The sequence below is a fragment of the Kosakonia sp. SOY2 genome, from assembly GCF_027109175.1.
In the GTDB taxonomy this organism is placed as follows: Bacteria; Pseudomonadota; Gammaproteobacteria; order Enterobacterales; family Enterobacteriaceae; genus Kosakonia.
Window position 1 is genome coordinate 524,520 of record NZ_JAPVXH010000002.1, and the last position, 24,511, is coordinate 549,030.

The 24,511-nt window shown below is 57.6% G+C and carries 26 protein-coding genes; 12 read left to right on the top strand and 14 right to left on the bottom strand.

Annotation, left to right across the window (positions count from 1 at the left end):
* Positions 1-81 precede the first annotated feature (81 nt).
* Complete coding sequence (locus O3S68_RS15395) at positions 82-1,269, top strand: cytochrome c biogenesis protein DipZ (protein WP_269231863.1); 1,188 nt, start codon at positions 82-84, stop codon at positions 1,267-1,269.
* Between the two features lie 42 nt (positions 1,270-1,311).
* On the opposite strand, the gene O3S68_RS15400 is transcribed toward O3S68_RS15395, so the two are convergent.
* From O3S68_RS15400 to O3S68_RS15415, 4 genes are all read right to left on the bottom strand, one after another.
* Positions 1,312-2,355, bottom strand: a complete 1,044-nt coding sequence (locus O3S68_RS15400; protein WP_269231864.1) for an alpha/beta fold hydrolase — start codon at positions 2,353-2,355, stop codon at positions 1,312-1,314.
* Positions 2,356-2,442: 87 nt separating this feature from the next.
* On the bottom strand, positions 2,443-2,964 hold the full coding sequence (locus O3S68_RS15405; RefSeq protein WP_269231865.1) for a surface-adhesin E family protein: 522 nt from the start codon (positions 2,962-2,964) through the stop codon (positions 2,443-2,445).
* Positions 2,961-3,569, bottom strand: a complete 609-nt coding sequence (locus O3S68_RS15410) for a hypothetical protein (RefSeq protein ID WP_269231866.1) — start codon at positions 3,567-3,569, stop codon at positions 2,961-2,963. Before O3S68_RS15410 ends, O3S68_RS15405 begins: the two co-directional genes overlap by 4 nt.
* A gap of 30 nt (positions 3,570-3,599) precedes the next feature.
* Positions 3,600-4,100, bottom strand: a complete 501-nt coding sequence (locus tag O3S68_RS15415; protein WP_269231867.1) for a hypothetical protein — start codon at positions 4,098-4,100, stop codon at positions 3,600-3,602.
* Positions 4,101-4,242: 142 nt separating this feature from the next.
* Here O3S68_RS15415 and O3S68_RS15420 point away from each other — a divergent pair, with 142 nt between their 5' ends.
* Entirely contained in the window at positions 4,243-4,584 is a 342-nt protein-coding gene (locus O3S68_RS15420; RefSeq protein ID WP_044489469.1) for a nitrous oxide-stimulated promoter family protein, read from the top strand.
* 144 nt (positions 4,585-4,728) lie between these two features.
* Here the strand turns inward: O3S68_RS15420 and flhA are convergent, their stop codons facing one another.
* The 6 genes from flhA to hypA are packed head-to-tail and all read right to left on the bottom strand — an operon-like array spanning position 4,729 to position 10,472.
* A complete protein-coding gene (flhA, locus tag O3S68_RS15425; protein ID WP_044489467.1) occupies positions 4,729-6,801 on the bottom strand; it encodes a formate hydrogenlyase transcriptional activator FlhA in 2,073 nt (690 codons plus the stop codon).
* A gap of 56 nt (positions 6,802-6,857) precedes the next feature.
* Complete coding sequence (gene hypE / locus O3S68_RS15430) at positions 6,858-7,868, bottom strand: hydrogenase expression/formation protein HypE (RefSeq protein WP_269231868.1); 1,011 nt, start codon at positions 7,866-7,868, stop codon at positions 6,858-6,860.
* A complete protein-coding gene (hypD, locus tag O3S68_RS15435) occupies positions 7,865-8,986 on the bottom strand; it encodes a hydrogenase formation protein HypD (RefSeq protein WP_097407326.1) in 1,122 nt (373 codons plus the stop codon). Before hypD ends, hypE begins: the two co-directional genes overlap by 4 nt.
* The gene (locus O3S68_RS15440; protein ID WP_160268885.1) at positions 8,986-9,258 is read right to left on the bottom strand and encodes a HypC/HybG/HupF family hydrogenase formation chaperone; all 273 of its coding nucleotides are present in this window, start codon (positions 9,256-9,258) and stop codon (positions 8,986-8,988) included. The genes hypD and O3S68_RS15440 overlap by 1 nt, the downstream gene beginning before the upstream one ends.
* Positions 9,249-10,121: a hydrogenase nickel incorporation protein HypB gene (gene hypB, locus O3S68_RS15445; protein ID WP_020454970.1), complete on the bottom strand. Its 873-nt coding sequence runs from the start codon at positions 10,119-10,121 to the stop codon at positions 9,249-9,251. The genes O3S68_RS15440 and hypB overlap by 10 nt, the downstream gene beginning before the upstream one ends.
* Before the next feature lie 3 nt (positions 10,122-10,124).
* On the bottom strand, positions 10,125-10,472 hold the full coding sequence (gene hypA, locus O3S68_RS15450) for a hydrogenase maturation nickel metallochaperone HypA (protein WP_045511032.1): 348 nt from the start codon (positions 10,470-10,472) through the stop codon (positions 10,125-10,127).
* Positions 10,473-10,672: 200 nt separating this feature from the next.
* Here hypA and hycA point away from each other — a divergent pair, with 200 nt between their 5' ends.
* The 9 genes from hycA (at position 10,673) to hycI (ending at position 18,492) form a co-directional block, all read left to right on the top strand.
* Complete coding sequence (gene hycA, locus O3S68_RS15455; protein WP_020454968.1) at positions 10,673-11,140, top strand: formate hydrogenlyase regulator HycA; 468 nt, start codon at positions 10,673-10,675, stop codon at positions 11,138-11,140.
* 97 nt (positions 11,141-11,237) lie between these two features.
* A complete protein-coding gene (locus O3S68_RS15460) occupies positions 11,238-11,846 on the top strand; it encodes a 4Fe-4S dicluster domain-containing protein (RefSeq protein WP_086873867.1) in 609 nt (202 codons plus the stop codon).
* The gene (hycC, locus tag O3S68_RS15465; RefSeq protein ID WP_269231869.1) at positions 11,843-13,657 is read left to right on the top strand and encodes a formate hydrogenlyase subunit 3; all 1,815 of its coding nucleotides are present in this window, start codon (positions 11,843-11,845) and stop codon (positions 13,655-13,657) included. The genes O3S68_RS15460 and hycC overlap by 4 nt, the downstream gene beginning before the upstream one ends.
* A gap of 2 nt (positions 13,658-13,659) precedes the next feature.
* Entirely contained in the window at positions 13,660-14,586 is a 927-nt protein-coding gene (locus O3S68_RS15470; RefSeq protein WP_045511026.1) for a respiratory chain complex I subunit 1 family protein, read from the top strand.
* A gap of 12 nt (positions 14,587-14,598) precedes the next feature.
* Complete coding sequence (gene hycE / locus O3S68_RS15475) at positions 14,599-16,311, top strand: formate hydrogenlyase subunit HycE (RefSeq protein ID WP_020454964.1); 1,713 nt, start codon at positions 14,599-14,601, stop codon at positions 16,309-16,311.
* Between the two features lie 16 nt (positions 16,312-16,327).
* Complete coding sequence (locus tag O3S68_RS15480; RefSeq protein ID WP_269231870.1) at positions 16,328-16,870, top strand: formate hydrogenlyase complex iron-sulfur subunit; 543 nt, start codon at positions 16,328-16,330, stop codon at positions 16,868-16,870.
* Positions 16,870-17,634 carry an NADH-quinone oxidoreductase subunit B family protein gene (locus tag O3S68_RS15485; protein WP_020454962.1) on the top strand — a complete coding sequence of 255 codons (765 nt, stop codon included), beginning with the start codon at positions 16,870-16,872 and terminating at the stop codon, positions 17,632-17,634. The genes O3S68_RS15480 and O3S68_RS15485 overlap by 1 nt, the downstream gene beginning before the upstream one ends.
* On the top strand, positions 17,634-18,044 hold the full coding sequence (locus tag O3S68_RS15490) for a formate hydrogenlyase maturation HycH family protein (RefSeq protein WP_020454961.1): 411 nt from the start codon (positions 17,634-17,636) through the stop codon (positions 18,042-18,044). The genes O3S68_RS15485 and O3S68_RS15490 overlap by 1 nt, the downstream gene beginning before the upstream one ends.
* Entirely contained in the window at positions 18,037-18,492 is a 456-nt protein-coding gene (gene hycI / locus O3S68_RS15495) for a hydrogenase maturation peptidase HycI (protein WP_249880902.1), read from the top strand. Before O3S68_RS15490 ends, hycI begins: the two co-directional genes overlap by 8 nt.
* Before the next feature lie 36 nt (positions 18,493-18,528).
* Here hycI and O3S68_RS15500 read toward each other — a convergent pair whose 3' ends face one another.
* Together O3S68_RS15500 and O3S68_RS15505 are read right to left on the bottom strand one after the other, a co-directional pair.
* Positions 18,529-19,485 carry a sensor domain-containing diguanylate cyclase gene (locus O3S68_RS15500; RefSeq protein ID WP_020454959.1) on the bottom strand — a complete coding sequence of 319 codons (957 nt, stop codon included), beginning with the start codon at positions 19,483-19,485 and terminating at the stop codon, positions 18,529-18,531.
* A gap of 50 nt (positions 19,486-19,535) precedes the next feature.
* The gene (locus O3S68_RS15505) at positions 19,536-20,456 is read right to left on the bottom strand and encodes a LysR family transcriptional regulator (protein ID WP_020454958.1); all 921 of its coding nucleotides are present in this window, start codon (positions 20,454-20,456) and stop codon (positions 19,536-19,538) included.
* Positions 20,457-20,553: 97 nt separating this feature from the next.
* Here O3S68_RS15505 and O3S68_RS15510 point away from each other — a divergent pair, with 97 nt between their 5' ends.
* On the top strand, positions 20,554-21,417 hold the full coding sequence (locus tag O3S68_RS15510; RefSeq protein WP_020454957.1) for an aldo/keto reductase family oxidoreductase: 864 nt from the start codon (positions 20,554-20,556) through the stop codon (positions 21,415-21,417).
* A 16-nt stretch (positions 21,418-21,433) separates the two neighbouring features.
* On the opposite strand, the gene O3S68_RS15515 is transcribed toward O3S68_RS15510, so the two are convergent.
* A complete protein-coding gene (locus O3S68_RS15515; protein ID WP_269231871.1) occupies positions 21,434-22,438 on the bottom strand; it encodes a LacI family DNA-binding transcriptional regulator in 1,005 nt (334 codons plus the stop codon).
* A 39-nt stretch (positions 22,439-22,477) separates the two neighbouring features.
* A complete protein-coding gene (locus tag O3S68_RS15520; RefSeq protein ID WP_269231872.1) occupies positions 22,478-24,337 on the bottom strand; it encodes a beta-glucoside-specific PTS transporter subunit IIABC in 1,860 nt (619 codons plus the stop codon).
* Positions 24,338-24,511 lie beyond the last annotated feature (174 nt).

The window sequence follows — 24,511 nt, forward strand, 5'->3', positions numbered from 1 at the left end:
AAACCCGCCATCACCGACACTGCCGCGATACACCGCGGCGGTGTAATGCGCCTGTTTCCTCAACGAATCAAGGAGCTTGTTATGGTGATCATTGCTTTTTTAGGCGGCTGCTTGACGCTGCTCAGCCCCTGTACGCTGCCGGTTATTCCGCTACTGTTTGCAAGTTTTGGCCGCGATAAACGTCATCTTGCCGCACTGCTGGCGGGAATGGTGGCGATGTTTACGCTGGTGGCACTGCTGGCGGGCGCCACGCAGCAGTGGATCATCCAGGCCAACGCCTGGGGGCGCTGGCTGGCACTCGGTCTGCTGGCGGTGATGGCGCTGGCGCTGATTTCGCCGCGCATTGCCAGCACGGTGATGTACTTTGCCGTGCGTGCCGGTGAACGGCTCGATAACCGCAGCCGCCGTACGGGCGGTGTTCTTTCGGCGCTGCTGGCGGGGTTATCCGTCGGGCTACTGTGGGCGCCGTGCGCCGGGCCGATCCTGGGCGCGGTACTGAGCACCGCCATGCTTAACGGCGCAAGCGGGCAGACGGCGCTGGTGCTGGCGGCTTACGGCAGCGGCGCGGCGGCGATGCTGGCGCTGCTCTGGCTGTGTGGCGATCGGTTTTTTTCCCGCCTGCGCGCCAGTCTGCCCTTCAGCGAGCGGCTGCGTCAGGGGGCGGGCGTCGCCATGCTGGGCGCGGTAGTGCTGATTGGCAGCGGGGCGACGTCTGCGTTGCAGGGGGCGGGGGCGTGGACAACGCGGCTGGAACAACAACTCCTGAGCTGGCGGACATCACCGCAACCTGCCGTCACGCTGCAGCCGGTCAGCGAGCCGCTGGTGCGCAATAGCATGCCGTCACTGGAAGGGGCGGTGAGCTGGCTTAACTCCGCGCCGCTCACTGCGCAGGCGCTGAAGGGCAAAGTGGTGCTGGTGGATTTCTGGACGTTCGACTGTATTAACTGCCAGCACACGCTACCGTATGTCAACGCGTGGGCGGAAAAATACCGTGACCAGGGGTTGGTGGTGATTGGTGTTCACACCCCGGAATACCCGTTCGAGAAGAACATTCAGTCGCTGCAAAACGTGGTACGCAAAGAGAATATCCGCTTCCCGGTGGCGGTGGACAATAACTACGCCATCTGGAATGCGTTTGGGAACCAGTACTGGCCTGCGCATTACTACTTTGATGCCAAAGGGCAACTGCGGCAGATGTACTTTGGGGAAGGGGAGTATCAACAGCAGGAGCAACTTATTCAGAAACTGCTGGCCGAAGCCCATTCATGAGGGAAAAGCGCCTTCGCTGATTCAGCCGAAGGCGCGTGCTGTTTAATGCCGTGCAATGTCGATAAGCGCCTGCGCAAAAAACGCGGGCGCTTCTTGCGGCAGGTTATGACCAATGCCGCCGGTGGCGGTACGGTGCTGGTAGCGGCCGCTGAATTTGGCGGCGTAGCTGGCAGGGTCCGGATGCGGCGCGCCGTTTGCGTCGCCCTCAAGCGTAATGGTCGGCACCGTAATTACCGGTGCCTTGGCCAGTTGCTGCTCCAGCGCGTCGAAACGGCGCTCGCTGCTGACAATTCCCAACCGCCAGCGATAGTTATGCAGCGTAATGGCGACATGATCGGCGTTGTGCAATGCCTGCGCCGAGCGGGCAAACTCCGCTTCGCTAAAGCGCCATTGCGGCGAGGCGGTTCGCCAGATAAGTTTCGCAAACTCATCGGTGTGCTCGCGATAGCCTGCTTCTCCGCGCTCGGTCGCAAAGTAAAATTGATACCACCAGGCGAGTTCCGCCGCGGGCGGCAGCGGTTTTTTATTCGCCTGCTGCCTGCCAATCAGATATCCGCTTACCGAGACCAGCCCTTTGCAGCGCTGCGGCCACAGCGCGGCAAGGATATTGGCGGTACGCGCGCCCCAGTCAAAACCGCCGATCACCGCCTGTTTAATGTCGAGCGCGTCAAGAAAGGCAATCGCATCGACGGCGAGCGCCGCCTGCTGGCCGTTGCGCGGTGTGTCGGCTGATAAAAATGTGGTGCTGCCATAGCCGCGCAGCCACGGCACCAGCACGCGAAACCCGGCACGGGTAAGGCGCGGGATCACATCGGCAAAGCTGTAGATGTCATACGGCCAGCCGTGCAGTAGCAGCATCGGTTCGCCGTTTTCCGGCCCGGTGTCGATATACCCGATATTCAGCACGCCTGCGTCAATCTGCTTAATGGGCGGTAGCGGCGTCAGGTTGCGCGGTGTGGTGGTGAGGGCGGCGGGCGGTGCGCTGGCCTGGGCGGGAAGGGCGCTGAGCCCCAGTTCCAGTGCGGCCAGGCTTGCGGCGGTGGCCTGCAACAGCAGGCGGCGTTGCGGATTTTCAATCGATGACATAAGTCACTCCTGCAAAAAAGTGGGCGATGGCGTCCTGCGCCATCCACCCGCTATTGCAAGGGATCACTGTATCCCGATTGTGTGCGGCTACGCGCCGTTCTGTATCAGCGTGTATAACAGCGGTGTTTGCGTATCGCGTGCAGGCTCTGCGGCCAGGCGATCTTCCGGGAGCTTACACAGCAAGCCTGCCGTCAGGCCGATCAAGGATGTTGGCGGGTAATCCTGCCACTGTCCTGGCGTGTTCATGCGGGCGATTTTGTCGCCAGTGGCAAAATGTTCTGAAAAGTAGGTCTTATGCACATGGGTGAACTGGTGCGTATCACAGTTCACGACCAGGCTTTGGCGTTCGCTGCGGATCATCATCAGCGGATTCTTTTTCACCGGCATGCCTTTGGTGTAGTTATGAATCACGTCAATACGACGCAAATAGGGATTGCCGTCGTAAAGGGAAATGGTACGAAAATCCAGATAGCTGACGCCGCTACTGAGTGTCACGAACTTAACGACCCGCTTGGGCGGGGTTTCCTCTTGCGTAACGCTGGCACCCGGATGGCTGGTGCAGCCGGACATCAGCAGCAGTGCTGAGCCAAGAAACAGGGATTTTTTCATTTTTGCTCTCTTTGCAGATCCGGGCGCACTGCCAGTAACTCGTCCTTGCTGACCTTGCCCTGAATCGAACAGCGCAAAAAGGTTTTGCCTTCACTCACTTCCAGCATTGCGAGTTTTTCCACGCTATCCGCGGCCGGAGCAATACCGCTGACGGCGGTTTTGTTGACCCGCCATGTGGTCTCACCGGCGCGTTTGATCAGCGGATTGGCGTAATACCCGTCCGTGACTTTTTGCCAGTGAATGTCAGGCAACGCAGCTATCACCGCAGACATGGGCTCTTCGATCACCCATCCCCAGAAGTAATAATCACCCAATTTGCCCAGTGACTCCTGCGACCTGTCAAAGCCAGAAATAGTGAGCTGATTGATGCGCAGAGGCTTGCTAAACCAGACGGTATCGGAGCCGTCTTTCGGCGCGGCAAACCAGGCGTGATGCTGCTTATCTGTCACCACTGGCGCAGTGTGCGCCAGTGTGGCTCGCTGTTTGTAGAGTTCACTGAAAAAGCTGCTGTCGCAACGCAGTAAACTTTCGGTCAGCGTTTGCGCCTTTGCGCTGCCGGTTATTGCCAGCGTGAGTAGCGCCAGCGGCATAATTAACTGTTTCATCGGTGTCCTTACGTTTTAATTTCGTGTTTTTTACGGCTTTATTTCTTCGTATTCCGCAGAGGCCGGGTTGTATTTCAGCCGGGCGACATAAATGACGCAGGTATCAGTGCCATAGTCATAATGCACTTCATACAACGCCCCTTTTTTCGGCGTGAAGTGAATATCCACGCTGCACCCTTTGTAAGCCTCATGGTGAATGGTTGTCGGCAAATCGGGCAGCAGCGTGGTTTCAAAAAAAGCGTCACTGTATTTTTTGTTCTTCAACTTTGGAAAACCCATATCCTGGGTTGGACCATAAGCCTTATTAATAAAGCGATCGTGTTTTTGTACCCAGCCGCCAATTTTCTGCCCGCTGGTATCCGTTTGATAAATGGCGTAGGTCATCGTTGCGCCGATTAAGCGAATTTTCGCGACATCATCCGTCATTAATGGCGGGTAATAAAAAGGCTGTTCCGGGAAAAACGGGTTATTTTTACTGATACATCCCGCCAATAAAAATAACGAAACAATAACAATTAATTTACGCACCATTCCCCCGGCGATGATCATTTCCACGTCGATAGACGGGTATCGGCACCTGAGGTCTGACCTTTACATAAAAACGCGGCGGGCGTGGTTTTTTGCGATTCCATTAAGTTGTATTATTTATGCATCTTAATTATTGGTGACGTGTATGGCTGGCCCCCGGATCCTGCGAGAAAAACTGACTATCCGCAAAATGATTGCCCTTTATCAGCGCGCCTGCCCGGATGCGGTAAGCAGCGCGGCGCACTACGCGGATTTGTACGCTTATGCGGAAAAGCGGCTGGATAAATGCGTGTTCGGCGAAGAGAAACCGGCCTGCAAGCAGTGCCCGGTGCACTGTTACCAGCCTGCGAAACGCGAAGAGATGAAACAGATTATGCGCTGGGCGGGGCCGCGTATGCTGTGGCGTCACCCGGTACTGACGGTGCGCCATTTGCTTGATGATAAACGCCCGGTGCCGGAGCTGCCGGAGAAGTACCGGCGCAAATAGCGGGTAAAGGTAAAAAAGCAGGATGCGTATTCGGTAAAGGTGGGGAACGAAGGTGGGTTACGCGTTTGCCGGATTAGCGGTTTTACGGCGCTGTTGACGCGCAATGAAACGCCCGACGCGCGAAAACGCCCGTCGGGTCTGCGGCTATAGCGCCTCTTTATCAATACCTAATCGTTTCATTCGGGAGAGCAGCGTGGTGCGTTTGAGCCCCAGCCGCTGCGCCGCGCCTTTTGGCCCGGCCACCACGCCGTTGGTTTCCCGCAGTACGCGCACGATCAGCTGATACTCATCTTCCCCTTCGCGCGCCACTTCGGCGGGCGTTTCAGGCGCGACGGAGGGCACGGCGATTTCCGCCATCGACAGTTGCAGCACGTTGCCGCGCGTGAGCAGCACCGCACGCTCGATCACGTTCTCCAGTTCACGCACATTCCCCGGCCACTCCATCGCACTCAGCACGCGCAAGGTTTCCGCCGGGATGCTGTCGATGTTGCGCCCCATTTTGCGCGCGATTTTAAAGGTGAAGGCTTTTACCAGCAGCGGAATGTCTTCCGGGCGCTCGCGCAGCGGCGGCAGGTGGATCGGGAAGACATTCAGGCGGTAATAGAGATCGCTGCGAAATTCCCGGTCGGCGACCATCTGTTTAAGATCGCGGTTGGTGGCGGCGATCAGCCGCACATCGGTCTGGATCAGCTTGTTGCTGCCGAGGCGCTCAAACTCCTGCTCCTGCAACACGCGCAGCAGCTTGGGTTGCAGCTCAAGCGGCATATCGCCCACTTCGTCAAGAAACAGCGAGCTTTTATCCGCCAGCTCAAAACGCCCGATGCGCTGGGCGCTGGCGCCGGTAAACGCGCCGCGCTCGTGGCCAAACAGATCGCTTTCCAGCAGCCCGGCCGGCATTGCCGCGCAGTTCATCTTCACCATCCGGCGGCTGTTGCGATCGCTCAGGTTATGGATGGCGCGCGCGATAAGCTCTTTCCCGGTGCCGGTTTCGCCAAGGATCAGCACCGTGCTGTTGCTCTGCGCCACCATCTCAACCTGCTTGAGCACGCGGAACATGGCATCGCTACGCCCGATGATCTCGCCAAATTCGCTGTCGACATTATTGAGTTGTTCGGTCAAGGCGAGGTTTTCATCCACCAGCCGCTCTTTCAGACGGTGGATCTCCTGGTAGGCCAGCGCGTTATCCACGGCAATGGCGATACGCTCGGCAATCTGGCGCAGCAGCTTCAGGTTCGCCGGGGTAAACACCTCTTTCTGGCACTGCGCCAGTTTCAGCACGCCCAGCAGATTTTTGCCGGACATCAGCGGCAGCAGGCACAGGGTCTGAATTTTATTACCCCAGGTTTCAAACAGCATCCGCTCGTAAGGGGCGAGTTTGTCACGCTCATGCAGATTAATCAGCAGCATCTCTTTGCTGCTAAATACCCGCTCGGTCAGCGTTCCCTGTTCGTCGACTTCCTGCGTTTCATGGGCGGGGTCGGCTTCATCCAGATAATGCGTCGAGTAGATGGTCAGTTTGCCCTTGCGGCTGCCGCGCAGCACCAGGCTAATGGCGTCAATGCCGAAGTAGTAGTGGATCTCTTTTGCCACTTCACTGACCAGCTCATCCATATGCAGCCGGGAGAGCACCGCGTTGGTGATGGCCACCAGAATGCGAAAATCGTCGCGCTCCTGGCACAGAAGCTCGTAGTCCGGCGTGGGGTGCTCGCGGCTTTGCAACTGCTCGGCAACGACAGCAACGATCTGCGTCAGCGTATGCAGGCGCTCGGTCTCTTTGTCGCTCCATGGCCTGTCGCTGGTACGAAAAAATTCGCAGCCGCCAAAAATCTGCCCTTCGGCGGCGAGCGGCAGCAAGCTGTAATGCGCGAATGCCGGATAGATCCGGCTTTCGGCAACGGCGGGCCAGGTCTCGCTAAAGAGTTGCGCGGTGCAGCGCAGCGCCTGCGGGTGAGAGAGAATATGCCGCACCGGGCCGCCTGCCAGCAGCGCCTGGTCGTTATATCTGGCGCAGTTGTCGGGTGTTTGCACGGCGTAACGGCTGGCGAGATGGCTGTCGGCATGCCACAGCACAATCGCGGCGTTGTCGGCGAGACCCGCCTGGCGGGTTAACCGGGTTAACGTTTCACAAAGCGCGGCCATATCGGGCTGCTGTAATAACATCCGCGTTATATCAAACAATCCTTGTTGCCCGAGATCACTCATCGGTGTATACGACATTTTGCTTTTCCAGGAACACACGCAGAAGGTGTGAAAAAATTAATAAAAATAAAAGGTTAACAAATCCGTGGCAAGGGTTCGGCATGGGGCAAATCCAGCAGGCGCTTCACTCCATAAAGGCCTGTCAGACGTACACCTTTGCGTTCGACCACTTCACCAATTATTGCGGCGTCGCGCCCTAAAGGGTGAGCGCGTAATTGTGCCAGCGCCTGCTCTGCGGCTTCGCGCTGTACGGCAATCACCAGTTTGCCTTCGTTGGCAAAATTTAATGCATCCAGCCCCAGCAGTTCGCAAACCCCGCGCACCGCCGGTTTTACCGGTAAATCTCGTTCATTTAACTCAATGCCGTAACCGCAGGCGGCAGCAAACTCATGTACCACGGCGTTAACGCCGCCGCGCGTGGCGTCGCGCAGCGCTTTTACGCCGGGAAGCTCGCGCAGTTGGCTAATCAACGGCGTCAGCACCGCGCAATCGCTGGTCAGCTCGCCATCCAGCCCTAAGCCTTCGCGCAGGTTAAGGATGGTTGCGCCGTGATCGCCCAGTGTGCCGCTTGCCAGCAGCACATCGCCGGGTTGCAGGGAGTTTGCTGCCCAGTGAACCGACGCCGGGATAGCGCCAATGCCGGCGGTATTGATAAATACCTTATCGGCTGCGCCGCGCTGCACCACTTTGGTATCGCCGGTAACAATAGCGATACCGGCGCTGCGGGCGGTGTCGGCCATGCTCTCTACAAGGGTTTTCAGCGTTGCTATTGGCAACCCCTCTTCAAGGATAAAACCGCAGGAGAGGAAGCGCGGTGTTGCGCCGCTAACGGCAATATCATTTGCCGTGCCGCATACCGCCAGCTTGCCGATATTGCCGCCGGGAAAGAACAGCGGATCGATAACGTAGCTGTCGGTGGAAAACGCCATCCGATCGCCGCCTGCTGTAAGCTCTGCCAGATTGATACGCGCCTGATCTTCCTGCTCTGCAAGCCAGGGGTTATCGAACGCCTCCATAAAAAGCTGGCTGATAAGCTGTTGCATCGCCTGGCCGCCGCTGCCGTGCGCCATCTGCACTTCATTCATGCTTCACACTCCTGAGCACGATATTGATACCAGGCCGCGCAGGCACCTTCTGATGAAACCATTAGCGCGCCGAACGCGCTTTGCGGGTTACAAGTGTTACCGAACAGCGGGCACTGGTGCGGTTTGCAGCGGCCGGTCAGCACGTCACCGCAGCGGGCGCGCGGATCGTCATACACTTGCTGTACCGCCGGGCGAAAATGCGCTTCGGCGTCAAAGCGCTGATATGCAGGCGTCAGATGCACGCCGGATTCGCCAATCATGCCCAGGCCGCGCCATTCACTGTTGCCGCGTACGGTAAACACCTCGGCGATGGCGGCCTGCGCCAGCCGGTTGCCTTCGTCCGGTACCACGCGGCGATACTGGTTTTCCACCTTACTCTGGGCGGCAATTTTTTGCTCAACCAGCATCACCACGCCCTGCAACAGATCGAGCGGTTCAAAACCGGCGACCACCAGCGGGCGCTGATAAGTATCGGCGATGAAAGTATAGGCGTCGGTGCCAATCACCATACTGACATGACCCGGCGCGAGAAACGCGTCGATGCCGTTGTCCGGCTGCTCCAGCAGGCTGCGCAACGTTGGAATCAGCGTGATGTGCTGGCAGAAAAACCAGAAGTTATCGAGGTTACGGGCTTTTGCCTGCTGCAATGTAATGGCGGTGGCGGGCATGGTGGTTTCAAACCCGAGGCCGAAAAACACCACCTTGCGCTGCGGATTTTTTTCCGCCAGCGCCAGCGCATCCATTGGTGAATAGACAATCCGCACATCCGCGCCGCGCGCTTTTGCCTGCAGCAGCGAGCCGTTTTTCCCCGGCACGCGAATGGCGTCGCCAAAGGTGCAGAAAATCACTTCCGGGTGTTGAGCGATCTCCACGCAGGTATCAATTCGCCCCATCGGCAACACGCAGACCGGGCAGCCGGGACCGTGAATAAACTCAATGTTTTCCGGCAGTAGCTGGTCGAGACCGAACTTGAAAATAGCGTGTGTGTGCCCGCCGCACACTTCCATAATGCGCAGCGGACGCGCGGCGGTGTAAGAGAGGTGCGCTGCCCGTTCACGCAGGTGATCAATCAGTTGCATCACCTGTTCCGGGGCGCGATATTCATCGACAAAACGCATTATTTCTCCTCGCCGTAAAGCAGCGCGCCGACATCGGGTTCGACATCGAACATGTTTTGCAGCGCCGCCAGCGTATCCAGCGCCTCTTCTTCGTTAATCACGCTCATCGCGAAGCCGACATGCACCAGTACCCACTGGCCGAGGCGTGACTGGCCATTTTCGTCCATGCTGCCGACCAGCGTTAAATCGACATCACGCTGAATGCCGCTGACATCCACTTTGGCTTGCAGGCCATCAATGGCGCAAATTTGCCCCGGTACGCCTATACACATCGTTGCGTCTCCAGCCAGTCAAGCCAGGCGTCCATCCCATCGCCTTTGGTGGCAGAAATCAGCATGATTTCAATGGTCGGGTTCACTTCACGGGCATAAGCGATGCACTGCTCGACGTTAAAATCGAGGTAGGGCAGCAAATCCACTTTATTGAGCAGCATCAGTGAGGCAGCGGCGAACATATGCGGGTATTTCAGCGGCTTGTCTTCGCCTTCTGTCACCGACAGCACCGCCACTTTATGACGCTCGCCAAGATCGAAACCCGCCGGGCACACCAGGTTGCCGACATTTTCGATAAACAGAATGCCGCGATTTTCCAGCGCCAGTCGCGGTGCGGCGTCGGCAATCATCTGCGCATCAAGATGGCAGCCCTTGCCGGTGTTAACCTGAATCGCCGGCGTGCCGGTCGCGCGAATGCGTGCGGCATCGTTAACGGTTTGCTGATCGCCCTCAATCACCGCGCAAGGGACGCGCGCTTTCAGGCGTTTAAGGGTTTCGGTAAGGAGGGTGGTTTTGCCGGAACCGGGGCTGGAGACCAGGTTGAGCACCAGGTGTTGCGAAGCGGCGAAACGGGCGCGGTTGCGGGCGGCGATTTGGTTGTTTTTCTCCAGCACGTCGATTTCCACCTCCACCATCCGGCGCTGGCTCATGCCTGGCGCGTGGGTACCTGCTTCACCGTGACCATAATGCAGGTCGCCGTGTTCCAGTTGCGTGGGACGAAAATCGTCGGTTTTGATACCGGTGATTTTCAGCGCCGGGCGAGCGGCTGGGGAGAACGGTGCACCGCGAAACGCTGAGTGCGGGTTATGTTCGTCACCCTCGATATAAAGGTTACCGTCCTGACAACCACATGTTGTACACATTGTTTACTCCTCAATTTCCAGTCGCTGAATTTGCATGCCGTCATCGGCGACAATCTGCAACTGGTCGCTGTGGCACTGCGGGCAGCGGCGCACTCGCTGGGTAAGTAACGTCACATACTGTTGGCAGGACTCGCACCAGCATTCCGCCTGTTGTTGTTCGATGTGCAGTGTACAGCCTTCCGCCAGGCTGCCGCGGCAAACCAGATCAAAACAAAACGTTAAAGCTTCCGTTTCTACACAAGAAAATGCGCCGACTTTCAGCCACACGCCGGTGACCCGACGCGCGCCGTTTGCTGACGCCTGTTGTTCGATAATTTCCAGCGCACGCTGGCAGAGGGTGATTTCGTGCATAACGCCTCCTGATGACTTTGCGCCCTTAATGCAATAAGAGTGCCATTCCGCGTTTTGACACGGTGACGATGTCGACAATGTCGAGATGACACGTCGAAAGGGTGAGCGTTTTGTTTTTATTTCTTTTTAAATCAATATATTAAATTTTGGCATGGATGATGCTTTACCGCCGTTGTTTTTCATTAACCGGGTAAGCAGACATGACGATTTGGGAAATTAGCGAAAAGGCAGATTACATTGCCGGGCGGCATCACCGCCTGCAGGAAGAGTGGCGTAGCTACTGTAACGCGTTAGTTCAGGGCGTTACGCTCTCCAGAGCGCGGTTGCATCACGCTATCGGCTGTGCGCCGGAACAGCAACTCTGCTTTGTGCTGTTCGAACACTTCACGGTTTATATCACCCTGACCGGCGGCTTTAACGGTCACACCATTGAATATGCGATTGCCAATAAAGAGAGCGACGAGCGACGCGTGATTGCCAAAGCGCAGCTCTCCAGCGATGGCAAGGTCGATGGCGCGTTCAGCGTGCGCGATCGTGAAAAAGTGCTGGAGCATTATCTCGGCAAAATCGCCGCCGTTTACGACAACCTGTATGCCGCAATGGAAGCGGATACGCCGGTCAATCTCACCACGCTTGTCAGCCACGCGCACGCGCCTGCGCTGGCCTGAGTTTGGGTGTCGACATGTGTCGAAGTGACACATAGCACGACACGTTTCGTCATAAATGACCGCCCGTAACCAGGGTGAATCACCTGAGGATTTGCTGGTGAACCGTTTTGTAATTGCCGATTCGGCGTTATGTATTGGGTGCCATACCTGCGAGGCTGCCTGCGCCGAAACGCACCGTGCGCATGGCCTGCAGGCGATGCCGCGGCTGCGTGTGATGCGCAGCGAAAAAGAGTCCGCGCCGCAGCAGTGCCACCACTGTGAAGACGCGCCCTGTGCGGGCGTTTGTCCGGTGAACGCGATCAACCGCGTTGATGGCGCGGTGCAGTTAAATGAAAGCCTGTGCGTCAGCTGCAAGCTGTGCGCGATTGCGTGTCCTTTCGGCGCGATTGAGTTTTCCGGTAGCCGCCCGCTGGATATTCCCGCCAATGTTAACTCGCCCAAAGCGCCCGCTGCGCCGCCTGCGCCGGCGCGTGTCAGCACGTTGCTGGATTGGGTGCCCGGCGTGCGGGCAATTGCGGTGAAGTGCGATCTCTGCCACTTCGATGCCGAAGGCCCGGCCTGTGTGCGGATGTGCCCGACCAAAGCACTGCATCTGGTCAATAACCGGGATATCGCCAGAGCCAGCCGTCGCAAACGCGAGCAAACCCTCAACACGGATTACGGCGATTTATCGCTGTATACGCAGCTAAACCGGAGCGCGAAATGACTATCCTCTCTTTGTTAAGCGCTGCTGTCGCAGTACTTACCTGCGCAGCCATGCTGGCCTATCTGTTTATGCCGTTCAAAGCGTTAAGCGGACTCTTTTCCGGGCTTGGTGGCGCTATCGGTTGTGCAATGGCGGCGGCCTGCGGCGTGATGGCATTAACAGACGCTGTCACCGTGAGCGGCACGCTGCCGTTGATTGAATATCACGTCCTGGTCACGCCGCTCAGCGCCGTATGGCTGATCACGCTCGGCGTTTGCGGCGGTTTTGTTAGCCTGTTTTCCATTGACTGGCATCGCCATGAAGCGGTGAAAGCCAACGGGCTGCTGATGAACTTACTGCTGGTCGCCGCGCTGTGCGCGGTGAGCGCGGCAAACTTCGGCGCGCTGGTGATCATGGCGGAAATTATGGCGTTGAGCGCGGTATTTCTGACCGGCTGTAGCAAATCCGGCAAGCTGTGGTTTGTCATGGGCCGTTGCGGTACGGTTCTGCTGGCGGTGGCCTGCTGGCTGCTGTGGCAGCGTTACCAGACGCTGGATTTTGCACTGCTCGGTACGCATGCGATCGGTAGTGACATCTGGCTGCTCGGCGTGATCGGTTTTGGCCTGCTTGCCGGGATTATTCCGCTGCATGCCTGGGTGCCGCAGGCGCACGCCACTGCACCCGCACCGGCGGCGGCACTGTTTTCCACGGTGGTGATGAAAATCGGCTTGTTCGGCATTTTGAGCCTTTCGCTGCTCGGCGGCCAACCGCCGCTGTGGTGGGGCATTGCGCTGCTGGTATTTGGCATTATTACCGCCTTTATTGGCGGGCTGTATGCACTGATGGAACACAACATCCAGCGCCTGCTGGCGTACCACACGCTGGAGAACATCGGCATTATTCTGCTCGGCCTTGGCGCTGGCGTCACCGGCCTTGCGCTGCAACAACCTGTGCTGCTGGCGCTGGGGCTGACCGGCGGCCTGTATCACCTTTTTAACCATAGCCTGTTTAAAAGCACGCTGTTCCTCGGTGCGGGCACGCTGTGGTTTGGCACCGGTTATCGCGATATCGAAAAACTCGGCGGTATCGGTAAAAAGATGCCGGTTATCTCGCTGGCAATGCTGGTCGGGCTGATGGCGATGGCGGCGTTGCCGCCGCTCAACGGTTTTGCCGGTGAGTGGGTGATTTATCAATCCTTCTTTGGTTTAAGCGCCAGTGGTCATTTCCTGCTGCAACTGCTGGGGCCGCTGCTGGCGGTTGGTCTGGCGATTACCGGCGCGCTGGCGGTGATGTGCATGGCGAAAGTTTATGGCGTCACTTTTCTTGGCGCGCCGCGTAGCGCTCAGGCGGAAAACCCGCGCTCCATTCCCTGGTTAATGACTGGTGTGGTCGCCGCGCTGGCCATTTGCTGCGTTATCGGCGGTGTTGCCGCGCCGTGGCTGATGCCGCGCCTGTTTGCCGCTGTACCGTTGCCGCTGCAAACGGCAAACACCGTGGTGTCGCAGCCGATGATCGCGCTGTTGCTGATTGCCACGCCGCTACTGCCGTTACTGCTGATGATGCTGTTTAAAGGCGATCGCCTGCCCGCACGCCGCCGCGGTAGCGCCTGGGTGTGCGGTTACGATCACGAAGGATCAATGGTGATTACCGCGCATGGTTTCGCCATGCCGGTGAAAGCGGCTTTTGCCCCGGTGCTGAAACTGCGGAAATGGCTGGAGCCCCGGCTTCCTGTTCCCGGCTGGCACGGTGATAGCGCGCCGGTGCTGTTTCGTCGGCTGGCGCTGATTGAGCTGGCGGTGCTGGTGGTAGTGGTGATTTCACGAGGAGCCTGATGATGAGTTTTCTGTTTGCTTTACTACAGGCGCTGGTGTTGTTTGCCGCAGCGCCGCTGCTTTCCGGCATCAGCCGCGTGGCGCGTGCGCGTTTGCACAACCGGCGCGGGCCGGGCGTGCTGCAGGAATACCGCGATCTGCTGAAACTGCTGGGGCGGCAAAGTATTGCTCCGGCGGCGTCTGGCTGGGTATTTCGCCTGACGCCGTTTGTGATGGTGGGCGTCATGCTGACCGTCGCGACCGCGTTACCGGTGGTGACGGTTGCCTCGCCGCTACCGGAACTTGGCGATCTGATCACCCTGATTTACCTGTTCGCTATTGCCCGCTTTTTCTTTGCCATCGCCGGGCTTGATACCGGCAGCCCATTTACCGGCCTTGGTGCGAGCCGCGAAGCGATGCTCGGCGTGCTGGTCGAGCCGATTTTGCTGCTTGGTCTGTGGGTAGCGGCGCTGGTCGCCGGTTCCACGCACATCAGCCACATCACCAATACCGTGTATCACTGGCCGCTCTCTCGCAGCATTCCTCTGTTCCTGGCGCTCTGCGCCTGCGCGTTCGCCACCTTTATCGAAATGGGCAAACTGCCGTTTGATCTCGCGGAAGCGGAGCAGGAGTTGCAGGAAGGGCCGCTGTCTGAGTACAGCGGCAGCGGTTTCGCGGTGCTGAAGTGGGGCATCAGCCTGAAACAACTGGTGGTGCTGCAACTGTTTGTTGGCGTGTTTCTGCCCTGGGGGCAAATGACCACTTTTAGCGCCGCCGGTTTGCTGCTGGCGCTGGCGATCGCCGTGGTGAAACTGGTCGCTGGCGTGCTGATTATCGCCCTGTTTGAGAACAGCATGGCGCGTCTGCGTTTTGTTGCCACATCGCGCGTAACCTGGGCCGGTTTCGGCGTCGCCTTTTTAGCCTTCGTCTCCTTGCTGGCGACGTATTAAGAGAGTTTGAGCATGTCTGAAGAAAAAATCGGTCAACACTATCTTGCTGCCCTGCACGAGAAATTTCCCGGGGTGGTGCTGGATGAAGCGTGGCAGACCAAAGACCAGATAACGGTCACCGTCAAAGTGAACTACCTGCCGGAAGTCGTGGAGTACCTTTACTACCAGCAGGGCGGCTGGCTTTCGGTGTTGTTTGGCAATGACGAACGCAAGCTGAACGGCCATTTCGCCGTTTATTACGTGCTGTCGATGGAGCAGGGCGTGAAGTGCTGGATCACGGTGCGTGTAGAAGTGGACGCGCTGAAAGCGGAATACCCGTCGGTAACGCCGCGCGTGCCGGCAGCGGTATGGGGCGAGCGCGAAGTGCGCGATATGTACGGCCTGATCCCGGTGGGTCTGCCGGATGAGCGCCGCCTGGTGCTGCCGGATGACTGGCCGGATGAACTCTACCCGCTGCGTAAAGACAGCATGGACTATCGTCAGCGTCCTGCGCCGACCACTGATGCGGAAACCTACGAGTTCATTAACGAGCTGGGCGATAAGAAAAACAATGTGGTGCCGATTGGCCCGCTGCATGTGACTTCCGACGAACCGGGGCATTTCCGCCTGTTTGTAGACGGCGAGAATATTGTCGATGCCGACTACCGCATGTTTTACGTCCATCGTGGCATGGAGAAGCTGGCGGAAACCCGCATGGGTTACAACGAAGTCACTTTTCTTTCCGATCGCGTCTGCGGTATCTGCGGCTTTGCCCACAGCACGGCCTATACCACTTCGGTTGAAAACGCGATGGGCATTGTGGTGCCGGAACGCGCGCAGATGATCCGCGCCATTTTGCTCGAAGTGGAACGCCTGCACTCGCACTTGCTCAACCTCGGTCTGGCCTGTCACTTTGTCGGCTTTGATTCCGGGTTTATGCAGTTTTTCCGCGTGCGCGAAGCCTCCATGAAAATGGCGGAAATCCTCACCGGGGCGCGTAAAACCTACGGTCTGAACCTGATTGGCGGTATCCGTCGCGACATGTTGAAAGAGGACATGATCCAGACTCGCCAGTTAGCGCAGCAGATGCGTCGTGATGTGACTGAACTGGTCGATGTGCTGATGAGCACGCCAAACATTGAGCAGCGCACCGTCGGCATTGGCCGCCTTGACCCGCAAATCGCCCGCGATTTCAGTAACGTCGGCCCGATGGTACGCGCCAGCGGACACGCTCGCGATACCCGCGCCGATCACCCGTTTGTCGGTTACGGCCTGCTGCCGATGACTGTGCACACCGAACAGGGCTGCGATGTAATTTCACGCCTGAAAGTACGCATCAATGAAGTGCTGACCGCGCTCAATATGATCGATTACGGTCTCGACAACCTGCCAGGCGGTCCGCTGATGGTGGAAGGCTTTACCTACATTCCGCACCGCTTCGCGCTCGGTTTCTCTGAAGCGCCGCGCGGGGATGACATCCACTGGAGCATGACCGGTGATAACCAGAAACTTTACCGCTGGCGCTGCCGTGCGGCGACATACGCCAACTGGCCGACGCTGCGCTATATGCTGCGCGGCAACACGGTTTCTGACGCCCCGCTGATCATTGGCAGCCTCGACCCCTGCTATTCATGCACCGACCGCATGACGGTGGTGGATGTGCGTAAGAAGAAAAGCAAGGTCGTGGCTTACAAAGAGCTGGAGCGTTACGGGGTTGAGCGTAAGAACTCGCCGTTGAAATCGTGAGGGGAGAACGGTAGCGATGTTTACCTTTATCAAAAAAGTGATCAAAACCGGCGCGGCAACCAGCGATTACCCGCTGTCGCCAGTGCCGGTCGACAAAAACTTTCGCGGCAAACCGCAGCACAACCCGCAGCAGTGCATTGGCTGTGCGGCGTGCGTCAATGCCTGCCCGTCGAATGCGCTGTCGGTGGAGACCGATCTGGCCACCGGTGAGCTGGCGTGGCAGTTCAACCTGGGGCGCTGCATTTTCTGCGCCCGTTGCGAAGAAGTGTGCCCGACGGCGGCTATCACGCTTTCGCAGGAGTATGAGCTGGCGGTGTGGAACAAAGCGGATTTCCTGCAACAGTCGCGCTTTGAACTGTGCCAGTGCCGCGAATGCGCCCGACCATTCGCGGTGCAGAAAGAGATCGACTACGCCATCGCGCTGCTGGCGCATAACGGCGATAGCCGGGCAGAGCTGCACCGTGAAAGTTTTGAAACCTGCCCGGAGTGTAAGCGCCAGAAGTGTCTGGTGCCGTCCGACCGGATTGAATTGACCCGCCATATGAGAGAGGCCAGCTAATGAGCCAGCTGTTAGGTCCGCGCGATGCGGACGGTATTCCGGTACCGATGACGGTGGAGGAGTCCATCGCCAGCATGAAAGCCTCGCTGCTGAATAAGATCAAACGATCCGCCTATGTCTACCGCGTAGATTGCGGCGGTTGCAACGGCTGCGAAATCGAGATTTTTGCCACACTTTCACCGCTGTTTGACGCAGAACGCTTCGGTATCAAAGTGGTTCCGTCACCGCGCCATGCCGACATTCTGCTGTTCACCGGCGCGGTAACCCGCGCCATGCGCTCACCTGCGCTGCGGGCCTGGCAATCTGCGCCGGATCCCAAAATCTGTATCTCCTACGGCGCGTGCGGCAACAGCGGTGGTATCTTCCACGACCTGTACTGCGTGTGGGGCGGCACCGACAAGATTGTGCCGGTGGATGTCTATATTCCCGGCTGCCCGCCAACGCCCGCGGCCACATTGTATGGTTTCGCCATGGCGCTGGGCTTGCTGGAGCAGAAAATCCATGCTCGTCTGCCTGGTGAGCAGGACGACCAGCCGGCCGAGATTTTGCACCCGGCGATGGTGCAGCCCCTGCGCGTGAAAGTGGATCGCACCGCGCGTCGGCTGGCGGGTTACCGCTACGGCCGCCAGATTGCCGATGACTTTATGCGTTTGCGAAGCGTCGGCGAACATGAAGTGGTGAACTGGCTGGCGCAGGAAAACGATCCGCGCCTGACCGAGATAGTCAGCCATCTGAACCAGGTGGTGCAGGAGGCGAAAATCTGATGGGCGAATCGGTGGTCTTTAGCCAGTTGCGGCGTAAATTTATCGACGAGAACGACGCTACACCCGCACAGGCGCAGCAAGTGGTTTATTACAGCCTGGCTATCGGCCACCATTTGGGGGTGATCGACTGCCTGGAAACGGCGCTCTCCTGCCCGTGGGAGGATTACCTTGCGTGGATCGCCACGCTGGAGGCAGGCAGCGAAGCGCGGCGCAAAATGGAAGGCGTGCCGCGCTACGGCGAAATTGTTATCGACAGCACGCACGTGATGCTGCTGGCAAACGCCTTTGATCGGGCACAGACCCGGCAAAATGCGCAGCAGCTCGCCTGGAGTAAAGCGCTGCTGTCGATGCTGCATGATATCCATCAGGAAAGCGCCATCTATTTAATGGTGAGGAGATTACGTGACTGACGTATTGCTGTGTGTCGGCAACAGTATGATGGGCGACGATGGCGCAGGCCCGTTGCTGGCGCAAATGTGCGCCGAAAACCCGCAAGGTAACTGGCAGGTGATTGATGGTGGCAGCGCGCCGGAAAACGATGTGGTGGCGATTCGCGAACTGAAACCCTCGCGGCTGCTGATTGTCGATGCGACCGATATGGGGCTCAACCCCGGCGATATCCGCGTGGTGGACCCGGATGACATTGCCGAAATGTTCCTGATGACCACCCACAATATGCCGCTCAACTATCTGATTGATCAATTGAAAGAGGATACCGGCGAGGTGATTTTTCTTGGCATTCAGCCGGATATTGTCGGGTTTTACTACCCGATGACGCCGCCGGTAAAAGCGGCGGTGGAATGTATCTACCAGCGGCTGGCGGGCTGGGAAGGTAACGGCGGGTTCGACAATTTGTAAACGGTGCGCCGGTTGTCCGGCGCAGTTATTTAACGACTAACGACGACGCTTTTCCGCGTACATCACTTTGTCGCAGTCTTCCAGCATATCGCGCAGCGTGGCGTATCGACTGCCGCCGTTTTCGATAATGCCGTGCGAATAGTTGATGTGGTAATTCTTACCGGACAGATGATCGATGGCGTCCATCCGCGATTGCAGATCGAACAAAAACGCATCCACGTCATTCACGGCGAGATTTCCCAGCAGCACCGCAAACTCCCCGCCGCCCAGACGCGCGGCGATATCCTGCTCTTTAATACATTTTGTCAGGTTGCTGGCGAAGATTTTTACCACCTCATCGCCCTCTTTACTGCCCAGCAACTCATTGATGGCTTTCAGATTATCAATGCTGAAATAGAGCAGGCTGAAGGGTTTTTTATGCTCTTTTAGCCAGGCAAAGCGCTTCTCGCCGGTGCGGTAAAAACCACGGCTGTTTGGCATCCCGGTCAGGCTGTCGGTCATCGCCATACTGAGGATCAAAAACTCATCTTCCACGATGGCAGCGAAGTCGAGCAGGGTGTTGATTTCCGCACTGGAGAACGGGCGCGGGTAAGTGTCGATAATACAAATCGTCCCGGCAATAGCCCCGTCCGGCAGGCGCACCGGGCAGCCAGCGTAAAAGCGCACCCAGGGCTCACCAATGACAAACGGGTTATCGGCAAAACGCGGATCGGCGAGAGTATCTTTCACAATGAAAGTCCCCTCTTCGAGGATGGCGTGTGCGCAAAAGGAGAGATTGCGCGGCGTTTCGTGAGTATCGACACCGCTGCGTGACAGCAACCACTGACGATCGCGATCGAGCAGGCTGATGACCGCGATCGGTACGTCAAAGGTGGTCTTCGCCGTACGGGTTAACCGGTCAAAGCGCTCATCATCCTTTTTATCAAGCAAATCCATCATATATAGCGACTTCAGCCGCTCGATTTCATTGACTGGCATGGCCGGAAAGATCATAGCTCATCCTCGCTCTGTTCTGTTTCCTAAAGTGTAGACAGTTCTTCTGATCATCGCGTTATATATCCGTAACTTGCCTGTGCGCGCACAAAATCGATAAACGCCTGTAAAGGCGCAGGAATTAGCCGCCGGGAGTTGTAATAGAGGTACGGGCCGTTAAACGACAACCACCAGGGTTCCAGCACCGGCGTCAGTTCGCCGCGTTCAATCGGTGAGTGCAGCCACTCTTCAAACAGATAAATAATGCCGCTTCCGGCAATCGCGGCTTGCACGGCCAGATCCATTGCCGCGCCGACGCTGACCACTAAGGTGCCATTGACCTGAACGCGCAATGTTTCGCCATCGCGCTCGAACTCCCACTCTGGCATCACGCCGCTGGCGTAGCGGCCGCGAATGCAGTTATGCGCAATCAGATCGCGTGGATGTTGCGGTATGCCATGTTGTTGCAGGTAATGGGGCGAGGCAGCGGCGACAAAACGCTGGCGGCGCGGGCCGATGGGCAGCGCGACCATATCCTGCTCCAGACATTCGTCATAGCGGATGCCCGCGTCACAGCTATCGCGAAAGACATCCTGCACGTTACTTTCGGCCACGATTTCCAGCTGAATGTCCGGATAGTGCGCCAGAAAGGCGGGTACGATGGCGGGCAACACCAGCCGGGCAGCGCTGACCGGCACGTTCAGGCGCAGCGTACCGCTGGGTGTTGATCGGTAACGGTTAATGGCATCGAGCGCCGCGTCCACTTCGCTCATCGCCGGTTGCAGTCGCTCCATCAGCGCTTTACCCGCATCGGTTAGCGCCACGGTGCGGGTGGTGCGGTTAAACAGGCGCACGCCGAGCTGCTGTTCTGCGCGGCGCACCGCATCACTCAGGCGGGAAGGATTGGTGCCGGTCACGCGTGCGGCTTCGCGAAAGCCTCCGGCGTTAGCGACCGCCACAATGGCGTTCAGCAGGGCGAAGTCCAGCTTCATTGTTCGGTTAACCGTACAGTGTGTATTAATTTCAGCGGATTGTTGCACAGCAACGATACTCCTACAATCTGTTTACTTAATGCACAGGAGGTACTCCATGTCTCAACCTTCACTTACCTTTCGTCTGGGCGATCGCCAGGTTGGTCGCCTGGGTTATGGTGCCATGCAACTGGCGGGGCCCGGCGTGTTTGGGCCGCCCGCTGATGAAGCGAAAGCGTTGCAGGTGCTACGCGATGTGATTGCCGCAGGCGTGAACCATATCGACACCAGCGATTTTTATGGCCCGCATGTCACCAATAAATTGATTAAGCAGGCACTGCATCCGTACCCGGATGATCTGTGCATTGTCACCAAAGTCGGCGCGCGCCGTGATGATAAAGCCAACTGGCTGCCCGCATTCAGCGCTGAAGAGTTAACGCAAGCCGTTGAAGATAATCTGCGAAATCTCGGCCTTGAAGTGATGGAAGTGGTGAACCTGCGCGCCATGTTCGGCGTGCATGGGCCGGAAGAGGGGCCGCTTGAAGCGCCGCTGGAGGCTTTGATTAAGCTGAAAGAGCGTGGGCTGATTCGCCATATTGGTCTGAGCAACGTGACGGCGAAACAGGTGGCGGATGCGCAGAAAATGACGCCGATTGTCTGCGTGCAGAACCTCTATAACGTGGCGAACCGCCATGACGACGCGCTGATTGATTCGTTGAATGCGCAGGGGATCGCCTATGTGCCGTTCTTCCCTCTCGGCGGCTTTACGCCGTTGCAGTCAGGCGAGTTGAATGAAGTCGCGACTACGCTTGGTGCCACGCCGATGCAGGTAGCGCTGGCCTGGTTGTTGCAGCGCTCGCCGAATATCCTGCTGATCCCTGGTACGTCGTCACCGCAGCATTTGCAGGAAAACCTCGCCAGCGCGCAACTCACTTTGCCGCCGGATGCGCTGGCGAAACTCGACGCTATCGCGCAGGCGTAATCAGAAACTGCCCGGTTTACCGGGCAGTTTTAGGCGCACTCACCGACTCACGGCACACCAGCTCGCCCCGATGAGCGCTAATGGCAGTCGCCTCTGGCATCAGAACCATTTCGATGGCGTTACGGATCATCTCCTCCATCGGAACATGGATGGTAGTCAGTGACGGGTTGTAATATTTGCCGATAACCGAATCATCAAACCCGGCCAGCGACACATCCTGTGGCAGCCGCAAACCCGCTTCATAACAGGCTTTTGCCACGCCAATGGCCATATCGTCGTTCCCGGCCAGCACGCAGGTAAACGGTACATTGCGCGCCAGCAGTTCACGCCCCGCCTCGTAACCGCTGTCGGTACTCCAGCTCCCGCGCACCAGCAGTTGCGGGTCGGGTTCGATCCCGGCGTTGCGCAGTGCTTTACGATAACCGGCTAAACGGCTCTCGCCGGTGGGGGACGCATCGGAACCGGCAACAAACGCAATGCGCGTATGCCCCTGTGCTAACAGGTATTCCATCATTGTTTCACAGCTTTGCTGGTGATCGACAAACACGCACTGGTTGCGGTGGCGGGTAAGTTCCCGGTTGATCACCACGATTGGCGTCGGGTTGCGTTCGATGATCTCATCGAGTTCGGTGACCGACAGGTATTTGGGGTAGATCATGATCGCTTCACAGCGCAGCGACAGCAGCAGGTCGATGGCGTCGCGCTCTTCCTGCGCGCTGTGTTTTCCGTCCGCCAGCACCAGTTGGCGGCCGTGCTGCTCGCTGTTGGTCGCCGCGTGGTAAATCATGCTGGAGAAAAACGGGCCGTTATACAGCCCGTTGGTGATGACCAGCCCGACAGAGTTGGTTTTATTGTTGGCAAGATTGCGCGCCAGCTGATTGGGGCGATAACCCGTTTCGGCAATCGCCTGCATAATGCGGGCTTTCACTTCCTCACGGACAAAAACTTTGCCGTTTAGCGCGCGCGATACTGTCGCTTTGGAGACGCCGGCCAGCCTGGCGACATCCAGTATCGTTACCATCGTTAAACCTCACTGTTGTTATTATTGCGGCGGTCAGTTTCAGGCCAGCGACATCAGCGGAACTCCCGCGCTGACAGCGCCCTGCGACTGATGGCGAGTGAGCGTAAACTCCTCGCTGTTGACCACCAGCACCGGCGTGGTCAGGTCGTAACCTGCCCGCTCAATGTGTTCTTTATCAAAGGCCAGCAGCGGTGTTCCGGCGCTAACCCGGTCGCCCTCTTTGACCAGCGGCGTAAAATATTGCCCCTGAAGATTGACGGTGTTAAGCCCAACATGAATCAGTAATTCCGCGCCATTATCACATATCAGGCCAATGGCGTGATGAGAGTCGATCAATGTTGCGACCTGTGCATCACAAGGGGCGACAACTTTACCTTCGTGCGGGATGATGGCGACGCCATCGCCCAGCACTTTTCCGGCAAAGGCTTCATCCGCGACGCTTTCCAGGGCAATAACTTCGCCTTTGATGGGGCTCAGCATTTGCAGGGAGCCGACAGTCAGCGCCGCGTTTTTCTCATCAGAAACCACAGCTTCGACCGGATCGTCAAACCCGACAAACTGCACCATCACAATGGTTAGCACAATCGCGGTGCCCGCGCCCACCAGTTCGCCAATAAACGACATTGGCGCATCCGGGCTGATTGCGTTGACCAGCGTGAACAGGCCCGGCAGTGCGGCATAAGCATAGTAGAGACTGCCAAACAGGCTGGCGACGACTGCGCCAATCGCGCCACCAATACAGCCGCAGATAAACGGTTTTTTAAAGCGCAGCGTCACGCCATAAATTGCCGGTTCGGTAATACCAAAAATCGCCGTCACGCCTGCCGACAGCGAGGTTGCCTTCAGCTGCTTGTTGCGGCTTTTGATAAACACGCCGAATACTGCCGCCATCTGGCCAATCACCGCAATGGTTTGATAGGCCTGGAAAGAGTCATAACCCTGAGTATCGAAGTTGGCCATGATCACCGGCGTAATGCCCCAGTGGACGCCAAAAATCACAATCACCTGCCAGACACCGCCGATAATCGCTGCCGCCAGTGCCGGTGCGGCGTGGAACAGCGTGTTATAACCGTGCGCGACGCCAAGCGCAGCCCAACTGGTGATCGGGCCAATCACAATTAACGTCAGCGGCACAATGACTACGAAGCAGAGCAGCGGTGTAAACAACGGGCTCACCACTTCAGGCAGCCATTTTTCAACGCGGCGTTCAAACCACGACAGCGCCCAGACGAGGAACAACGGCGGCAGCACTGACGAGGTATAAACCGTTTCCGCCAGCGGGAAAAAGAGGAATTTCACTTCACTGCCGCTGGCGATTTTCCCGGCCATCGCTGTCCACTCCGGGTTGATTAACGCGCAGCAACAGAGCACGGCAATAAAAGGGTTACATTTAAAATGACGCGCGGCGGTAATGGCGATGAACACCGGCAGGAATGCGAAGGGTGTCCAGGACATAAAGTTCAGCACCGCAAACGTGCCGGAGGATTTGATCTGCGCATCGGCAAGCCCGAGCAGAATCAGTAAACCCTGCAAAATCCCGGCGGCGGCAAGGATGTAGACAATCGGCGCGAACACCGCCGACATGGTGGCGATCACCGCGTCCAGCCAGCGTGTTTTCGGTTGCGCTCCGTTGCCGTCTTTCTCTTTCACCATACCGCTCAACGCATTAAACACATCGGCGACGTGGGTGCCAATCACCACCTGAAATTGCCCGCCGCTTTCCACAACCGCAATCACGCCTGGCAGGCTCTGGATGTTGGCTTTCGCCGTGTCAGGCGTTTGATCCAATACCAGGCGCAGACGCGTAGCGCAGCGGGAGAAATTATTGATGTTCTCTTCACCGCCGACCTCGCGGAGGATATCACTTGCTAACTTGTTGTAATCCCTGATAACGGCCATTTTTATTTCCCTTTTATTATCGGAAACTGAGTTGGTGTAACTGGGTGAAACCGGTTTCATGCTAACCTGGTAAACTACGCCTGCAACCGGTTTCATGGAGATCTGCGAGCTAAATCACTTCTCGGTTTGTATTAGGGAGAGGAAATCGACAGCCATATTTCGTCAGGGGACGAA

Excerpts from the sequence above, each read along its gene's own strand:
- hycA (WP_020454968.1), top strand. The coding sequence starts at position 10,673 with ATGACGATTTGGGAAATTAGCGAAAAGGCAGATTACATTGCCGGGCGG.
- O3S68_RS15505 (WP_020454958.1), bottom strand. The coding sequence starts at position 20,456 with ATGAAGCTGGACTTCGCCCTGCTGAACGCCATTGTGGCGGTCGCTAAC.
- O3S68_RS15395 (WP_269231863.1), top strand. The coding sequence starts at position 82 with ATGGTGATCATTGCTTTTTTAGGCGGCTGCTTGACGCTGCTCAGCCCC.
- O3S68_RS15415 (WP_269231867.1), bottom strand. The coding sequence starts at position 4,100 with ATGGTGCGTAAATTAATTGTTATTGTTTCGTTATTTTTATTGGCGGGA.
- O3S68_RS15410 (WP_269231866.1), bottom strand. The coding sequence starts at position 3,569 with ATGAAACAGTTAATTATGCCGCTGGCGCTACTCACGCTGGCAATAACC.
- hypD (WP_097407326.1), bottom strand. The coding sequence starts at position 8,986 with ATGCGTTTTGTCGATGAATATCGCGCCCCGGAACAGGTGATGCAACTG.
- O3S68_RS15440 (WP_160268885.1), bottom strand. The coding sequence starts at position 9,258 with ATGTGTATAGGCGTACCGGGGCAAATTTGCGCCATTGATGGCCTGCAA.
- hycC (WP_269231869.1), top strand. The coding sequence starts at position 11,843 with ATGACTATCCTCTCTTTGTTAAGCGCTGCTGTCGCAGTACTTACCTGC.
- O3S68_RS15420 (WP_044489469.1), top strand. The coding sequence starts at position 4,243 with ATGGCTGGCCCCCGGATCCTGCGAGAAAAACTGACTATCCGCAAAATG.
- hypB (WP_020454970.1), bottom strand. The coding sequence starts at position 10,121 with ATGTGTACAACATGTGGTTGTCAGGACGGTAACCTTTATATCGAGGGT.
- flhA (WP_044489467.1), bottom strand. The coding sequence starts at position 6,801 with ATGTCGTATACACCGATGAGTGATCTCGGGCAACAAGGATTGTTTGAT.
- hycE (WP_020454964.1), top strand. The coding sequence starts at position 14,599 with ATGTCTGAAGAAAAAATCGGTCAACACTATCTTGCTGCCCTGCACGAG.
- O3S68_RS15480 (WP_269231870.1), top strand. The coding sequence starts at position 16,328 with ATGTTTACCTTTATCAAAAAAGTGATCAAAACCGGCGCGGCAACCAGC.
- O3S68_RS15470 (WP_045511026.1), top strand. The coding sequence starts at position 13,660 with ATGAGTTTTCTGTTTGCTTTACTACAGGCGCTGGTGTTGTTTGCCGCA.
- O3S68_RS15485 (WP_020454962.1), top strand. The coding sequence starts at position 16,870 with ATGAGCCAGCTGTTAGGTCCGCGCGATGCGGACGGTATTCCGGTACCG.
- O3S68_RS15500 (WP_020454959.1), bottom strand. The coding sequence starts at position 19,485 with ATGATCTTTCCGGCCATGCCAGTCAATGAAATCGAGCGGCTGAAGTCG.
- hypA (WP_045511032.1), bottom strand. The coding sequence starts at position 10,472 with ATGCACGAAATCACCCTCTGCCAGCGTGCGCTGGAAATTATCGAACAA.
- O3S68_RS15520 (WP_269231872.1), bottom strand. The coding sequence starts at position 24,337 with ATGGCCGTTATCAGGGATTACAACAAGTTAGCAAGTGATATCCTCCGC.
- O3S68_RS15515 (WP_269231871.1), bottom strand. The coding sequence starts at position 22,438 with ATGGTAACGATACTGGATGTCGCCAGGCTGGCCGGCGTCTCCAAAGCG.
- O3S68_RS15405 (WP_269231865.1), bottom strand. The coding sequence starts at position 2,964 with ATGAAAAAATCCCTGTTTCTTGGCTCAGCACTGCTGCTGATGTCCGGC.
- hypE (WP_269231868.1), bottom strand. The coding sequence starts at position 7,868 with ATGAATGAAGTGCAGATGGCGCACGGCAGCGGCGGCCAGGCGATGCAA.
- O3S68_RS15490 (WP_020454961.1), top strand. The coding sequence starts at position 17,634 with ATGGGCGAATCGGTGGTCTTTAGCCAGTTGCGGCGTAAATTTATCGAC.
- O3S68_RS15400 (WP_269231864.1), bottom strand. The coding sequence starts at position 2,355 with ATGTCATCGATTGAAAATCCGCAACGCCGCCTGCTGTTGCAGGCCACC.
- O3S68_RS15510 (WP_020454957.1), top strand. The coding sequence starts at position 20,554 with ATGTCTCAACCTTCACTTACCTTTCGTCTGGGCGATCGCCAGGTTGGT.